We start from the raw sequence: 15716 nt of genomic DNA on the forward strand, positions 1-15716 counted from the left end.
TTCACAATTTTAACGCTCATCTCCGCAGTGTCTACGTTGTTTGTGTCCACAAACTACAACATGGTCGACTATTTACCAGATGATGCGCCTTCAACTGAAGGCTTGGAAGTGATGGAGAATGAATTTGACGGGGCAATGCCGAATGCTGAGGTGCTTATTGAAGACGTCTCGATTCAAGAAGCCCTCGTTTATAAAGAACAGTTAGGAAACGTGCACGGCGTAACGGACGTCACCTGGCTCGATGACTTGGTTGATTTGCAAACACCATTGCAAATGCAAGATGAGAGTGTGATTGAATCGTACTACCAGGACGGGAATGCACTCTTTTCCATTACGATCGAAAGCGAAATGGAAGTGGATGCAACCGAAGACATCTATGCGCTCATCGGTGAGAATAATGCGATTACCGGAGAAGCGGTGAACACTGCGACCCAACAAACGATGGCAAGTGATGAAGCGCTGTTCGCAGCACTCCTGCTCGTGCCAACGATGATTGTCATTCTCGTCCTCTCGACGAAGTCGTGGATTGAACCGATCTTCTTTCTCACCGCCATCGGTGTGAGTGTGATCATTAACCTTGGAACGAATATCTTTCTCGGAGAAATCTCGTTTATCACCCAATCGGTTGCCCCTGTCCTCCAACTTGCCGTCTCATTAGACTATGCGATCTTTCTACTGCACGCATTTTCAGATGAACGAAAGAAAAACAACACACCTGAAGAGGCGATGGCAAAAGCGATGAAAGCGTCATTCCCCGTCATCTTAGTGAGTGCGCTAACGACGTTTTTCGGGTTTATGTCACTCATGTTAATGGACTTTGAGATTGGTGCTGACCTCGGTTTGAACCTTGTGAAAGGAATCGTGTTCAGTTTCATCTCTGTGACCGTGCTATTACCGGCTCTCACACTTACGTTCTATCGTTGGATGGAAAAAACCGAGCACCGAAGTTTAATTCCTGATTTTACTGGGGTCGGTGCAAAGATTGTTAAGTTTCGTATTCCGGCCATTATTCTCGTTGCCATCTTAATCGTGCCAAGTTTTCTCGCACAAAGCAGCACGAGCTTTATCTACGGCTTAGGGGAACTTCCGGAGGAAACACGGGCCGGTGCGGATGCGCGGCAAATTGATGAGACATTCGGGCAATCCACGCCGATGGTTTTACTCGTACCCAACGATGACATTGCAAGAGAAGCAGCGTTGGCGGAGGAAATCGAGGACTTGTCCTATGTGGATTCGGTCATGTCCTATGCGACGATGATCGGCACAGCGATTCCTTCTCAGTTTCTGGAAGATACGGTAACCGAAGAGTTTCTCTCAGAAAACTACAGTCGGATGATGATTTTTACGAGCATCGGCATTGAAGGAGATGAGCCGTTCGCGCTCGTGGAGCAAGTACGCTCTCTTTCATCCGAGTATTACGGCGACAAGACCCACCATTTAGGGGAAAGTGCCACGTTGTACGATATGAAAGAAACGGTGACGGTTGATAATCAAGTGGTGAACACGATGACGATCGTTTCAATCGCGATTGTGCTCATGATTACCTTCAAATCTTTATCGATCCCAATCATCCTGCTCGTGACCATTCAAGCTGCGGTGTGGATCAACTTGTCAATTCCGTACTTCACCGATGATTCCCTCGTTTTTGTCGGCTACCTCGTTGTAAGTACGGTTCAATTAGCCGCGACGATTGATTACGGGATATTGCTAAAGGAAACGTACAAAGAGTACCGAAAAGAAATGCCAGCGATGCCGGCGATGAAACGTGCGCTTGACGAAAAGCTGTTTTCCATTCTCGTTTCCGCAACCATCCTGTCTAGTGTTGGGTTTATTCTATGGTTCACATCAGACAACCCGACCGTGTCTTCGATTGGATTATTGCTTGGAAGAGGAGCATTGCTAGCGTTTGTACTCGTCATCTTCTTGCTACCGGCATTGTTGCTCGTAGGGGATCGCTTCATTAAGAAAACGACATATAAACCGAATTATTATGAGGAGGAGAAGACCGATGCTTAAACGATTCACGACCGCTACCGCTGCATTGTTGCTAAGTACAACACCGGTCACTGTACTTGCCGGTTCAAGCGAGACGCTCACCGCCAACACGGATACGCCGACGAGTGGGCAAGGGGAAATTGAAGGAAAAGATGAGATTGTGTACGCAAATTTGTTCGCCGACGGGTCAATGGAACAGATGTACGTCGTAAACAGTTTGGACATTAAACAACCTGGAACGGTGACTGATTACGGGTCTTATGAAGAAGTGATTAACTTGACCGACGTGTCGGACATTGAGCATTCAGGAGATGAGATTCACGTAGAAGCTTCAGATGATCCGTTTTTTTATCAAGGCAATTTACATCGGGATACACCATTGCCTTGGCAAATCGACATTCAGTATGAATTAGACGGCGAAGAAGTAGAACCTCACGACCTGATCGGGCAATCTGGACAATTCGGCATGTCGATTTCCGTATCAGAAAATGAAGATGTGGAAGGTGGTTTTTTTGAGAACTACATGGTTCAAATTTCAGTGCCATTCAAAAGTGAGCGGGTCGATCAAATTGATGCACCCGACGCTACCGTTGCCCATGCAGGTAAAGATAAGCAGTTAACCTACACCGTCATGCCTGAAGAAGAAGAGCAGTTTGAACTATCTGCACACATTTCAAATTTTGAGTTTGATGGGATCGAAATTGCCGCGTTACCTGCATCCATTTCCATAGACTCTCCGGATACAGACGAACTAACTGAAGGATTCGACTCCCTCACCGGAGCGATATCCGAATTGCGCTCTGGCTTATCTGACGTGCAAACAGGAACCGAAGATCTCACGTCTGGATTGGTTGAGTTAAGTGATGGTTCTTCTGATTATGCGAGTGGCATGCAAGTGACAGCCGATGCAGGTAGTGAATTAGCCGGCGGCTCACAAGACATTCAGCAAGGTTTACAAGAACTAAATTCAGCTTTAAGTGGCGCAGATTTGGATGTTGACTTTGGCGCCGGAGATGAACTGTTTGGCGCACTTGACGAGCTGTCTGGAGGCATGCGTTCATTGTCGAATGGGCTTGATGAGCTCGGCAGCGGCCATAGTCAAGCGTATGAGGCACTAGAGTCCGCCATTGGCGGCATTCCAGAAGCAAATATCTCTGAAGAAGAACTCCAAACATTATTCGCGGAAAACCCTGAATCTGAAACCGTCGGCAAACTCGTGGAGCAATACGAAGCCGCGCAAACCGTAAAAGCGACACACGCAGCTGTCAAAGAAGGGTTAAGCGCCATCCAACCGGCAGCCGAAGAGATGGGAGGCGCCGCTCGTGATATGGCAGGCGGCATTGATGAACTAAACGACCAACTCAAACAAGAACTTGGCAGTTTTGATGGCGCTGAGGGGCTCAATGAGCTAGCAATCGGTATTGATACACTCGCAAATGAGTACAGCACGTTCCATTCCGGTCTCGTTGAATATACCGATGGCGTTAGCGAGCTAAATTCCTCTTATAGTGGAATTAACGACGGCATTGCTGAGACAGCGGGAGAGGTGCCTGCTCTTAGCAACGGCATCGGAGAGATCCATGCCGGCATGGGTGAACTACAAGAAGCCACCGAAGAAATTCCTGATCAAATGCAAGAAGAAATCGACGAAATGATTTCCCAGTACGACAAATCCGATTACGATGCCGTCTCTTTCGTAGCACCAGAGAAAGGCAATGTAAACAGCGTGCAATTCGTCATCCAAACGGCGTCACTCACATTACCTGAAGAAGAAGACGAACCCGTTGAAGACGAAGACAACTCATTTTGGGATCGGCTGCTTCAGCTTTTCCAATAGATTAGTAAATCAGGCGCATCGGCCGGATACCGATGCGCCTGGTTTTTACGATCTATACTTTTGATTGTGAAGGAGAGGTACCCCTTCGTGACAAGCCCCCACCTGTAGTGGAAAGCAACAACTAATAGTGCAAATCAGAGGTGATCCTTTTCTCGTGGTGTGAAAACCTTGGCATACTAAGGTTGGCAGTTATTAAATTCGTTCAATTAGTGCAACGGTAGCGGAAAAAAGGGCATTACTTATTTAAGACAGTCTCTACTACACAGAATTAATCACCTTGTCTAGAATGTACCTCAATCCACTCCGCTATATACAGGATATGCTTTTCCATATCGACAGTTTTATCATCATTTTCTGCTATTTCTTCTATGAAGTTAACAACCTCTTCGTTAGAGGCTGTTAACGTTTGATTATTCAATTGCAGCATACGCAACAATGACCAAAAAGCTGTACGTTTATTCGCATTGTGAAATGCATGGTTTTTAATCAACGAATGAAAAAGTGCCGCACATTTAAGATATAATGTAGGATAAGCCTCATACCCAAAAACATCCGTTTTAGGACGGTTTAAAGCAGAATCGAGATTGCCGTATTCTTTAATTCCAATTTCTTCTCCAGGTGAGTACTTTGTTATGACGTATGCATTGATACGTTTCACTTCTGTTTCAGAGACATAATTCATTATCGGTCAACTAATCTCCTTGTAGCCTCACCATACGTATCATCCGATTGCTTTAGGAAATCTAAAAACTCTTGATCTACATTTGATTCTTGTTTCTTAATTGGTTTAACAAAAAAGCCTCCATCTTTTAATTCAATTTCCAATTCTGTACTCTCATCAATATTAAGCGCTTTTTTCACATAAGCGGGAACCGTGAGTGCATGACTTCCACCATACGGATGCATCTTTGTCGTCATCGATTTTTTCCTCCCTTGTACAGAGTCATCTCTTTCATTTCCTTGATTTTCCATGATTATATCACCTCATACGAAATTTGTATATTCAAAAGTATATACATCAATATGAATGGTATAACCGAAAAGATGGCAATTTAACCAAAAAACCTTTTTTCAGACGAAAGTATTTTGATACTTATTACTTACAACAGCTTAACAGCGTCTAATTCATTTTGTACCGAACACACTTCTTGTGGATTTGCTTGTACTCATACCTTAGAAAAGCCTGGAGGAACCGCAAAATAAAGTGAGCACTTTTTGCATAATAGTAGAGAGTTTTATGAAGCTGACAAACTTTTATTGTTTCAATACTTTCCTTTACGTGGCCGTTGAAGGCAAGAAGCGCCTGGATTGAGCGTTGAATGATCACTTAAAAGAGTGAGAGGTTGGATCACGCCTTGCTCCAGGTGTACCCCTTCGAACAAACTTTCCGCTTTACCCGTAACCCTTACAGTGATGAACAACGATCGGCCAAAAGCAATGTAGATCCTATTAGTGAACTTGTTTAGTTAAATTTCGTGAGCTTTACCCGCTAGGATCGGTTGCTTAAACTTTTTCAATAAATTATTAGCTGTGACGCATCGGTCGAATACCGATGCGCCTGGTTTTTTTACGATCTGAGTGACCTAACACCGTCGCTTTTTCGGCTCCTCTCCACTCACGCCCGCACGTACATTCTCATCCCGAGCCGCACCGCCCACGCCCGGTTCTCCGTTCGATGCACAAAGAAATTCAACGGTTTGCCGCTGCGCACGATGACAAGTGTCGTTTCTCCACTTGCGCGAAGCTCTTCTCGTTCGCCGTTCACCTGAGCAACAACCTGATTACCTTCTGTCCAAATATGAATCATACCCGCGCTTTCCTCTGTCCGATACGCGCCAACGAGCCGTTCCAATGTCGGTCTCGAAATCTCCATACGTGGCTCCTCATTTACCGGTTTGTCCAAAGGTAAACCGAACGCAGTATGCAATACCGGCGTTGCCAACCTCCCGACATCCACATCGGCAAGGTTCGTCAACACAACGAGAGAAAGCTTCTCCTCGGGCACGAACATAAACTGCGACGAAACCCCAGGCTGACTGCCACCATGACCGACGACCGTTCGCCCATCATAATCCGGGGTAACGACGAGTCCATACCCATACTGCGAATAGCGATCCAGTGGAAATCGCGGTGCCCACATCCCTCCGTAACGCTCCTCATTTCGCGCGAGCTCATTCACAAATTGAACGACGTCGTATGCCGTCGACCGAATGCCACCACCGACCGCATAATTGCCGAGCTCGGGCCAACCCGTTACAGCAACTTCCCCTGCATCCTGTACGTAAGGCGTTGACACATTTGTCATCTCTTTCAGCATTTCTACATGAAAGGTTGATCGATTCATTCCTAAAGGTTTAAAAAAGAATTCCTCAATACATCTAAAATACGACATATTGGTTGCTTTTTCGACAATCGCACCGAGAAGTAAAAACGTGTCATTGCAATAGCTCATATATTCCCCCGGCGCACCGAGACGCGAGAACGACCCGTCACGTAAATACTGTAAATGCTCATCAAACCCTTGCAAATCTACCCGACGTTCGAGAGGCGGAACCCCCGTACTGTGCGTAAGCAACTGTTCAATTGTCACCTCCCGATCAAAGAACTCGGGACAATAATCCTGAACCCGGTCATGCACACACAACCTCCCCTCTTCATGTAACCTAATTACAGCCGCTGCTACGAATGATTTTGTAATTGAGGCGGTACCGTAAAGGGTATGTTCATTCGGACACGCTTTGCCGAACCCGCCTGTATAGATGAGGTCTCCGTCTTTCATCACAGCAATCGAGGCCGAAGGAATCCGTTCTTCATGCACGAATCGATTCACATAAGTTTCTAAAGCATTCCAGTTCACTTTCCATCACTCCCTTTGATAAGGTTGGAGCATACTACTGTTAGGAGGCACAAACATGGCTACGCACATTTATTTGGATGATACGCCGATTCAGGTCGTTCAGTATAAGCAGGAATCTGTGGACGGCTTGCAGAAAGTTTCTATAGATTTTGAAGTGACGTCCGAGATGTACCACGATACGGCCGTTCTATTATATAAAGGAGCGTTTCACGTCCGAGTACCTGAGGATGATATTGCTTTTTATGGTACCATTGTCCGCTACTCAACTTCGTTAACGAACCTTTACGAGAAAAATCAAACGGCGCTCTACTCCCTAGAATTGAAAGAAGGCGACCCGAATGAAGCTTAGCATTCTTGATAGTTCACCGTTGGCGAGTGGGAAAACGTCGGCAGATGCTTTTTCAGATTCAAAAGACTTGGCCGTCGCCGGAGAGAAGCTTGGCTATACGCGTTATTGGGTGACCGAGCACCACGACCTTAATGGCCTTGCTGCATCTGCACCTGAAGTGTTGCTCGCCTATATTGGTGCCGCTACGTCTACGATTCGACTCGGAACAGGGGCAATCCTTCTCCCTCACTACAAGCCGTTTAAAGTTGCTGAACTTCACCATACGTTAGCGACATTGTTTCCCGGCCGCATTGACTTAGGCATCGGCCGTGCACCGGGTGGATCTGCCGAAGTGACGAATGCGCTAAATGACAACTTCTTACAACAAGTGTATCGCATGCCAGAACTCATTGATGAACTGTTATCCTTTATAGATCTAACCGATGAATCGGTCACCGCCTCGCCGATTCCACCTGTAAAGCCAGAAGCATGGATATTAGGTACGAGTGCAAAAAGTGCACAGATGGCAGCAACGAAAGGAACATCGTACGCGTTTGGCCAATGGATGAGTGATACCGATGGGTTGCCGGTCATCGAAGACTATTATCGTACGTATGCGCCTAGAAATCCGGAGGATTCTTCACAAGCTTTAATGACGGTTGGCGCCATTTGCGCACAAACGACTGAAGAAGCAGAACGACTCGCAAAAACATTGTTCGTTTGGCAGGAACAGTCGAATGTTGGCAACGGAAGCGACGGCATTCCTGCTCAGGTCGATCGGCAACTTACCGCCGATGAAAAAGCGAAGTTCGATACGTTTAAAAAGAAAACGATCGTCGGCAACCCTGAAGAAGTCGCTCGTCATATTCAACGGCTTGGCGTGAATGAAGTGATGATTCATACCCCACTTCATCATATCGCTGATCGCATTCGTTCCTACGAACTCATTGCTACGGAATTAGGTATTAGAAAACAGTCGTCGGTCTAAAATAATGATTGGACCATAAATATATGACATAGAAGTACTGTGAGGGGGGGACCCATTTGAAGAGAATTTGGTGGATCGTTAGTATAGCTCTGGCAATTCTACTTGTTGCAGGTGGTGCACTTTTCCTATATGTGTACTCATCCCTCTCGTCTACAGCAGACGACATCTATGAACCTGTAGAACGTGAATCGCAATCATTATACCGACCAAAGCCTGCAGACGTGGATGAGCGTGACCCGATATCGTTTCTTTTACTCGGATTGGATGCAGAAGAGGAAACGTCTGGGCGAACAGATACGATGATTGTCGCAACGGTGAATCAAACGAAGGACTCGATACAGATGGTGAGCATCCCCCGGGACACGCGAACGGAAATTATTGGTCGTAACGTTGAAGATAAAATCAATCATGCGTACGCCTTTGGCGGTGCAAAGATGGCGATGGATACGGTTGAGAACCTGCTGGACATCCCCATTGATTATGTCGTCACAATCAACATGGACGGATTTCAAGAAATGGTTGATGCCGTAGGTGGTGTGACCGTTAATAATGCGTTTAATTTTGAGTATGACGGATTTGATTTTATTGAGGGACCGGTTGAGCTTGACGGAGAAGCTGCGCTCGCATATGTCCGAATGCGGTATGAAGACCCCCAAGGCGATCACGGCCGAAACATTCGTCAACGACAAGTGATTGAAGGCGTTTTACAAGAAGGAGCCCGCATCTCTTCGGTCACGAGAATGGATCAAATTCTTTCAGCAATTGGCACAAACGTAGAAACGAACCTTACCTTCCAAGAAATGACCGATCTTTTTGCCTATCAATCAGCACGACATCAAATTGAACAACAAACCCTCACAGGCACAGCCACTTATATTGATTCCATTTACTATTTGCTCGTCAGCGATGAACAAATTGCTGACGTATCCGAGTCTCTTCAAGAGCACCTTGAGTTGTAACATTTTGGACTCTAGGTGCTTTTAGCGGAAGTCTGATTGTTCATTGAATTCATTCGATAACGAAAAACATATATCCCTCTTTCGATGGATTCATGCTATAATAATTCGTAATATTTCCTTTGAGGCAGGTGAGTGAAGATCTAGAATAATGAGTTGCACTCGATTACAGGGGTGATGTTCCTGTTTTCAGAGGCCTATAATCGTTCATCATATCGAGGTTCATTATTCAACATCTATAACAACATACTGTAAACAGAGGAGAATGTTTCATTGAGTACCGGTGTTAGTATGACACTGTTTTTCCTATTGCTTATTGCTACCGCATTTTTCGTAGCATCTGAGTTTTCCATCGTTAGGATCCGTAACAGTCGTCTGAATCAAATGATCGAAGAAGGTAATGTTCCAGCAACACTTATGAAAGATACGGTAGACAAGTTAGACGGGTATTTGGCGGCTTGTCAGTTAGGAATTACGATTACCGCGCTCGGTCTTGGGTGGCTCGGTGAACCGGTTGTCGAACGGTTTATGCACCCGATCTTTGAAGCCGTCGGCATTCCTGACACACTCATTACACCAACGTCCTTTATTTTTGCCTTTGCGATCGTCACATTCTTACACGTCGTTTTTGGTGAACTTGCACCTAAAACGGCCGCGATCCAGAAACCTGAAGCGATTGGATTTTTTATTTTACGACCGCTTCGATTGTTCTACAAACTGGCTTTCCCGATTATTTTCGTCCTTAACGGTGTTGCTAACCGATTCGTCCGCTTGTTCGGTATCCAGCCCGCAGCGGAGCGAGAGGAAGCCCATTCAGAGGAAGAACTGCAGATCATTCTCACAGAGAGTTTGAAGCACGGAGAGATCAATCAATCTGAGTTTGGTTATGTGAGTAACATCTTTGCCTTTGATGAGCGCAAAGCCCATGAGATTATGGTACCCAGAACAGATATGACGTGCCTTTCCCTTCATGATTCTTTCGCTGAATCGATGGCGGTAATACAAGAGAGTCGTTTCACACGATTCCCGATCATTCGTGAAAGCAAAGATGAAGTCATCGGATTTATAAATACGAAACAGTTCCTGCTCTTGAATGTTGAAGATGAGCAGGTCGATATAAATGAAATCGTTCGCCCAGTGCTCACCGTATCCGATCAAACACCGATCAAGCGACTGCTTAAGAAGATGCAGTCTGAAGGGGCGCATCTTGCCATACTCATTGACGAGTACGGCGGGACAGCGGGCATGATTACAATTGAAGACATTCTTGAAGAAATCGTTGGCGATATACGCGATGAGTTTGATGAAGAAGAAATTCCAGAAATCGAACAGATCGCCGACAACCATATGCTTGTCGACGGCATCGCCCTCATCGATGATGTAAATGAATTCATCCCGACGAAGATTGATGAAGATGAATTTGACACGATTGGTGGTTGGCTCTTTGCCAAAAACCCAAGCATTCAAGAAGGGGAACGTTGGCGAACCGACGACCTCGACATCCGCGTCATCAAACGCGACGAGTTTCGTTACCGCAAACTCGAGATCATCTTCACAGAAGAAGACACATCCGAAGACTCGTAGGAGGGGAATTATCCCCTCCTGTTTTTTTATGAGGGGGCTAAAAAAGGGAGATTAAAAACTTCTAATTGGCTAGATCAGATGATTGGTTTTACCGAGTAGCGCAAGAAAGTGAGGCACTTTTTTCAGTGAACTCGCACTTCAACTCCGAGACTCCTATGAATGGCTTCCTGTTATGGTAGGATTTTCAGTTTCTATGGTGGAATTTTCGCCCTACGCCTTGATCAGTACCCGATCCTAGGTGATGGGAAGGCACTGAGAAAGGGAAATTGAAAAACATAAACCTTTGTTTCGTTTGCTATCAATGGAAAATCCCACGTAGACCCTGTCTATGAGGGGATTTTCTTCATTGAGGAACGCTTTTTAGCAGGAATCCCCACTTAGAAAGGCCATATTCCCACATAGACGGTTCTATGATGGGATAATTTATGATTTCAACGCTCCATATTGTTGAAATCCCCACACGGATCGCACCCCCTGAAATGTGTTAACGAGTAACTTAGAAAGTGAGACAGCATTTTTCAGTGAACTCTTTATTTTTGAGGAGGACCAAGCTCTTCAGCGAAGTTCCTCTCGCATAAGACCGAAAAACGAGCGATCCTATCAACTCAGACATCACTGCCATTCTAAGCTCGAGCCGTACTTATCCCGCTACGCCGATCAAGTATTACAATTCCTCTATTTCAAAAGCTGCATGACGAGCTCGCTCACGTAGCTCACTGATAAAACTCTGTTCGTCTCGAGGGGAAACCCTAACATTTCCAAACGATCCATTCCTTATGAACATTTCAATGCCATCGCCAGCTAGATGTAACTTAAACTCGCCAGAAAACAATCCCAAACCATTGAACCGTTGAACCATATAAACATCATCGTATACAACCCTAATCTTAATTAAACCTGCTCGAATCTCTAAATATTGCTCATGAAAATCATAGCGCGTTGCCCAGATTAACATCACGATGAGCAGAACCGAGGAAAAAAGAAGAACAAATATAACCGTTCCCCAAACCGTAAAATTAGTATATAAATGAAGTGCAGCTCCGCCCAACAATAAAAAAAGCCCGAAGTGTACAGTAATAACATATGGGTAATTCACCCGTGATTTAAACGTCATCGGAACCTCCATTAATATGCATATAAACAGCACCGAGAAAGTTACTGGCGTGGGACACATCATCTCGTAGTAAACAGCCTAACGTTTAACCTCAGCTATATTGTGGAAATGTGCCTCTAAGAGGTGATTTCTCATGAAGAATCGCAAAGAAAACGATCCGATACAATTCCAGCGAAAACCTCCCCAAAAACGCAATAATGTGGAAGACAATAAATTCGAAGACCCCGTACCACTTGATGAAGTAAATCGTGAGGAGAAGGAACAGCGAAACAAACGAGCATCCAAATCTTCTTCGCGCACAGATGATTAAAAACTCGCAATTTCTATAGATGCTGAGTACGTGTAAGGCACGTGCTCAGCATCTTTCGCATTCTATATAGGATGAACTTAAGATTCTCCTATTTTGCGCGCTGGGCACAGATTCAACATCCATAAACGAGCAACCTGTCGGCCCCAGCGGGGCCGAAGCCAAATCGAACTCGGTTCGGCGCGTCTCGCGCCGACAATATGCTAGGTTTTTGGCTTGGAAATGCAAAAGATGGTTCTCTGAATCCGTTGCCGCAGGGGATGGCGTCATATGCGGGCAAGACGAACAACCGTTCTGCACGCTAGTTTCCCCTATCTGCGCGCAAGATTGCGCTTTTCTCTGATTTAAGCGCCGACTTCCTCAAACTTGCGCGCAGTTTGTCCCAACTGGAGCGGAGATTCCAGGCTGAAGTGCCAACGACACGTCGGCCCCGCCGGGGCCGAAACAAAACTGCACTCGGTTCGGCGCGGCTCGCGCCGATATAATGTGGGGACTTCAGGGCCGGGATGTACACATGACCTTGTAATCTGTTACCGAGTTTGCTCATTCTGTTCCCTAGTTTATGAGAATATACTGCTTTTGCTGCGATCTTCCCCAACTTGAGAACAGATCGGTCGCAACTCGAGCACAGTTTTCACTTCACCAAGCTTACCATTGGGTCTTAAAGAAATTCTTTTGTTCAACTTATATAGGTGGATCTTCACACATATGCTGCCAGTCTTTTGGTCATCCGAAAAGACCATCAATCACTCTCCCAACCACTTGTTTCCATATCAATGAGCCAGTGACTACGCAGCATAAGCGCTCGCTCAAATCCAGCCAGTGCACCTGCCCCAAAGATCACAGCATTCACTGGTATTGACAACGTGATTGGAGATGTGAAGGTGCCTACATTCTCTGTCACCCACGGGACATCACTTATCGTTTCAATTAACTGCGGGATGCTTAAGGCAAGTGAAACCAATAGAACAATTGCTGCAAGACCGCCAATCACTCTACTAAACAATGGGAATTGCTTGTGCACCCACATTCGTAAACCTCGAATGGAACGTCGGTCCGGATAAACCGAAAAGGATTCATCTTTCTCCGTTGCGTAATGTATCCGATTAATCCCGTAGCCCCCACTACTAATTTCCAAAACTCCATTTTCTATAGGAAAAACGGCTGGCAGTTTTGAATACGCTACATGTTTTCCTTCACGGTATAAATCAACTTTAGGCTCGTCAGCGAAGTAGCTTGATTTTATCGCATACATCGTTTTTCTATTCTCTTTGTTCTTAATAACGATATGAAACAAGGAATGTGTGAATACGTGCCAAAATTGATACTTCTTTAATGAATGACCGTCTCCCTTCTTCACTCTTTTCATCGTCCTCTGTCGCTTCCTTCTTCGCATAAATCGGAACACCGACGCTCACCCTCACTTTCTTCCTTTTGAATAAGTGAAGCAATCACCAAATCTCATTCTTACATAGAAGTTTGTACGTATATGCCTTTAATTTAGACACAAATACCCTTCGATTAACACCCAAATACGTGTCACTGTCATGAATAGAGAGAAACGGGTCGCGACGGGTCTATAGAATCCAACACTTGCGCGTAGTGATTGACATGCTCTTTACTCAAATTGCTCACGCAATATATATGAGCAAATAAAGCGTATAAGGGATCAAAAGCCCAATCGTCGTAAACAACCCAGGCGTGTACGCTCTCAAAATGATGGTTTGCACGACATGAACGACATGATGAAGGAGTGCGAGAATTAAGAAGCCAATATACAATCCATCAACCCATCCATTACCGGCAAAGAATACTTTAATTAGCGTGATCCCTGTTGTTGTTAACAAAATGAATACATCTCTTTTTGCAAAGTCGTGGGAATTGATGTTCCAAAACTTCCATATGTATTGTTTGAGACGTGTATTCGCCAAATGCTTCGTGTGTGCTCCCCATTTTTCAACCGTAATGATCTCTTCAAAATCATGGAACATGAACAAAATAACAAAAAGCCATACGAGCGTTACACCGAGCGTATCTTCCATGTGGACTTCTTCCCTTTCCCAACATACGTCTTTTACGCATCAGTTTGACATTTTGTTTCATCTACAACAAAAATATCATGTTGCACTTGAACATCACGTAACGTGATGTTCTACGCTGGATAAAGAATGTCACTAAACATGAGAAAGGTGCAAAATGATGAAACGTTTTTTAAAGGTTCTATCTGTGTTCACAATTTTACTAGTGGTTGCTGTGTTATCGATTTTTGGAATGCGTGTTTACAACCACGCTACGTATCAGTGGGAGGAAGATGAGGTTGTTCATCTTCATGATTACGAAGCCTATCCGGATACTTTCTCTAACGGACAGATTACTCACTTCGAAGAAGGTGTGGCAAATGGATTCCACCTTCAGCCAGACGAACCAATCGACGCTCCACCAGTTGTTCTATTTGGGGGCTCTGAAGGCAGCAGCAATTTCGAAGAAGCTGTTAGGCTTGCAAAAGAGGGCTACGAGACGTATGCGCTATTCTTTTTCGGAGCCTCTAATCAGCCGGAAACACTTAACCGGGTTCCGCTAGAATTTTTCTCAGATTTTCTCAAAACTTTTGATTTGGAGGAAACAGCTGTCACAGTCATTGGCTATTCAAAAGGAGCAGAGCTAGCACTGAACTTAACGAACTACTATCCAACAATTGAACAGCTCGTCTTATATACACCGAGTGAGTATACGTATATGGGGTTGGAATTTAGTGCCGACACTGGGTCTTCTTGGACGTGGGAAGGTGAAGAGTTACCGTATATCAACTTTGATGGTGTGGATGGATTTACGATGTTTACGACGATGTTTGATATGCTCATCGCCAGTCCGATTGCGTATCGTGACACTTATGAAAGTGCCGTAGAAAATGCGAATAACCGGGAAACCGCACGTATTAACACGTCAAACTTCGACGGTCGAGCACTTCTTTTTGCCGGTGAAAAAGATGAGATGTGGCAAGGCGACACAGCCGCTCGGCAGATTGGCGAGGCGCTTGGTAACCAAGCCGAGGTTGTTCTTTACCGAGAAGCCGGCCATTCATTTGGCATGTCCCCTTACTATGCGGGTATGGCACTCGGCGGAACCACCCAAGCAAACGTTGAAGCTAAACGAGATAGTGATGAACTGTTGTTCGATTTCCTCGCCGAGTAATCGCTCTCGATATTCGATCAATGATTTTTATAGAAAAATAAAAAGCTAATCCTGCCATACTTGCAAAGAAAACGTCTCCTAACCCTAAACCTAGCTCCAAATATCGATCACGGTTTATCGCAGAATTCACAACACCAATGAACACAAATGCGACGACACCCGCAGTCATGTAATACACCCATTGAAAGCCAAATCGGATACGCTCAATCAAAAAAGCTGCGGGAATGGCTAGGGAGATATACATCGGCCAAGCAAATATAAAATAAATAATAGCGTAGGCGTTGAAGATCGCTGAAAACGATAGTGACTGTACACCTTGATGAAAAAGATTGTACGCAAAAAGAACAAACATAAGTAAGAATGGAGAAAGTAACGCAGCAAGCAACTTCTTTCCGATGCTTTTTAATATAGTCATGTAGTATCCCCCCTCTGATCTCTCATTGTAACAAGGTGGAGGAAGGTTGCACGTCATTCCATGGTATAATTTTCTTTAATTGGAATTTTAAGCATCAGAGTGCGTTTTTCAAAAATTGGATGTAGCGTTATTTACAACATCTA

15 protein-coding genes are annotated in these 15716 nt (G+C 45.0%); 8 read left to right on the plus strand and 7 right to left on the minus strand.

Annotated features, from left to right (window positions below; all coding sequences use genetic code 11):
• The first annotated feature begins 60 nt into the window (after positions 1-60).
• Positions 61-2016: an efflux RND transporter permease subunit gene (locus ACE1TF_RS06980; protein WP_375015682.1), complete on the plus strand. Its 1956-nt coding sequence runs from the start codon at positions 61-63 to the stop codon at positions 2014-2016.
• The gene (locus tag ACE1TF_RS06985) at positions 2009-3832 is read left to right on the plus strand and encodes a YhgE/Pip domain-containing protein (protein WP_375015462.1); all 1824 of its coding nucleotides are present in this window, start codon (positions 2009-2011) and stop codon (positions 3830-3832) included. Before ACE1TF_RS06980 ends, ACE1TF_RS06985 begins: the two co-directional genes overlap by 8 nt.
• Positions 3833-4100: 268 nt before the next feature.
• Here the strand turns inward: ACE1TF_RS06985 and ACE1TF_RS06990 are convergent, their stop codons facing one another.
• The 3 genes from ACE1TF_RS06990 to ACE1TF_RS07000 all read right to left on the minus strand — a co-directional run bounded on the left by ACE1TF_RS06990 (position 4101) and on the right by ACE1TF_RS07000 (position 6689).
• Positions 4101-4514 (minus strand): type II toxin-antitoxin system death-on-curing family toxin, encoded by a 414-nt coding sequence (locus ACE1TF_RS06990; protein ID WP_052363417.1) that lies wholly within the window; start codon positions 4512-4514, stop codon positions 4101-4103.
• Positions 4514-4804 (minus strand): AbrB/MazE/SpoVT family DNA-binding domain-containing protein, encoded by a 291-nt coding sequence (locus ACE1TF_RS06995; RefSeq protein WP_042397009.1) that lies wholly within the window; start codon positions 4802-4804, stop codon positions 4514-4516. Before ACE1TF_RS06995 ends, ACE1TF_RS06990 begins: the two co-directional genes overlap by 1 nt.
• A 643-nt stretch (positions 4805-5447) precedes the next feature.
• Entirely contained in the window at positions 5448-6689 is a 1242-nt protein-coding gene (locus tag ACE1TF_RS07000) for a serine hydrolase domain-containing protein (RefSeq protein WP_375015465.1), read from the minus strand.
• A gap of 55 nt (positions 6690-6744) precedes the next feature.
• On the opposite strand from ACE1TF_RS07000, the gene ACE1TF_RS07005 reads away from it, so the two are divergent.
• The 4 genes from ACE1TF_RS07005 (at position 6745) to ACE1TF_RS07020 (ending at position 10545) form a co-directional block, all read left to right on the plus strand.
• Entirely contained in the window at positions 6745-7038 is a 294-nt protein-coding gene (locus ACE1TF_RS07005) for a DUF3219 family protein (protein ID WP_375015467.1), read from the plus strand.
• The gene (locus ACE1TF_RS07010) at positions 7028-8005 is read left to right on the plus strand and encodes an LLM class flavin-dependent oxidoreductase (RefSeq protein WP_375015469.1); all 978 of its coding nucleotides are present in this window, start codon (positions 7028-7030) and stop codon (positions 8003-8005) included. Before ACE1TF_RS07005 ends, ACE1TF_RS07010 begins: the two co-directional genes overlap by 11 nt.
• A gap of 56 nt (positions 8006-8061) precedes the next feature.
• Positions 8062-8964, plus strand: a complete 903-nt coding sequence (locus ACE1TF_RS07015; protein WP_375015471.1) for an LCP family glycopolymer transferase — start codon at positions 8062-8064, stop codon at positions 8962-8964.
• A 270-nt stretch (positions 8965-9234) separates the two neighbouring features.
• Complete coding sequence (locus ACE1TF_RS07020; protein ID WP_375015474.1) at positions 9235-10545, plus strand: hemolysin family protein; 1311 nt, start codon at positions 9235-9237, stop codon at positions 10543-10545.
• 664 nt (positions 10546-11209) lie between these two features.
• On the opposite strand, the gene ACE1TF_RS07025 is transcribed toward ACE1TF_RS07020, so the two are convergent.
• Positions 11210-11659: a PH domain-containing protein gene (locus ACE1TF_RS07025; protein WP_375015476.1), complete on the minus strand. Its 450-nt coding sequence runs from the start codon at positions 11657-11659 to the stop codon at positions 11210-11212.
• A 133-nt stretch (positions 11660-11792) separates the two neighbouring features.
• Here ACE1TF_RS07025 and ACE1TF_RS07030 point away from each other — a divergent pair, with 133 nt between their 5' ends.
• Positions 11793-11969 carry a hypothetical protein gene (locus tag ACE1TF_RS07030; RefSeq protein WP_193744621.1) on the plus strand — a complete coding sequence of 59 codons (177 nt, stop codon included), beginning with the start codon at positions 11793-11795 and terminating at the stop codon, positions 11967-11969.
• A gap of 739 nt (positions 11970-12708) precedes the next feature.
• Here ACE1TF_RS07030 and ACE1TF_RS07035 read toward each other — a convergent pair.
• Together ACE1TF_RS07035 and ACE1TF_RS07040 are read right to left on the minus strand one after the other, a co-directional pair.
• Positions 12709-13335 (minus strand): hypothetical protein, encoded by a 627-nt coding sequence (locus tag ACE1TF_RS07035; protein WP_238544827.1) that lies wholly within the window; start codon positions 13333-13335, stop codon positions 12709-12711.
• A gap of 262 nt (positions 13336-13597) precedes the next feature.
• Complete coding sequence (locus ACE1TF_RS07040) at positions 13598-14008, minus strand: HXXEE domain-containing protein (RefSeq protein WP_042404005.1); 411 nt, start codon at positions 14006-14008, stop codon at positions 13598-13600.
• Between the two features lie 157 nt (positions 14009-14165).
• Here ACE1TF_RS07040 and ACE1TF_RS07045 point away from each other — a divergent pair, with 157 nt between their 5' ends.
• Positions 14166-15158, plus strand: a complete 993-nt coding sequence (locus ACE1TF_RS07045) for an alpha/beta fold hydrolase (protein ID WP_375015479.1) — start codon at positions 14166-14168, stop codon at positions 15156-15158.
• Here ACE1TF_RS07045 and ACE1TF_RS07050 read toward each other — a convergent pair.
• On the minus strand, positions 15112-15573 hold the full coding sequence (locus tag ACE1TF_RS07050) for a hypothetical protein (protein ID WP_375015481.1): 462 nt from the start codon (positions 15571-15573) through the stop codon (positions 15112-15114). The genes ACE1TF_RS07045 and ACE1TF_RS07050 overlap by 47 nt on opposite strands.
• Positions 15574-15716: the final 143 nt, after the last annotated feature.

Origin of the sequence: Geomicrobium sp. JSM 1781026, assembly GCF_041949955.1 — a bacterium.
Classification (GTDB): Bacteria; Bacillota; Bacilli; order Bacillales; family Marinococcaceae; genus Geomicrobium_A.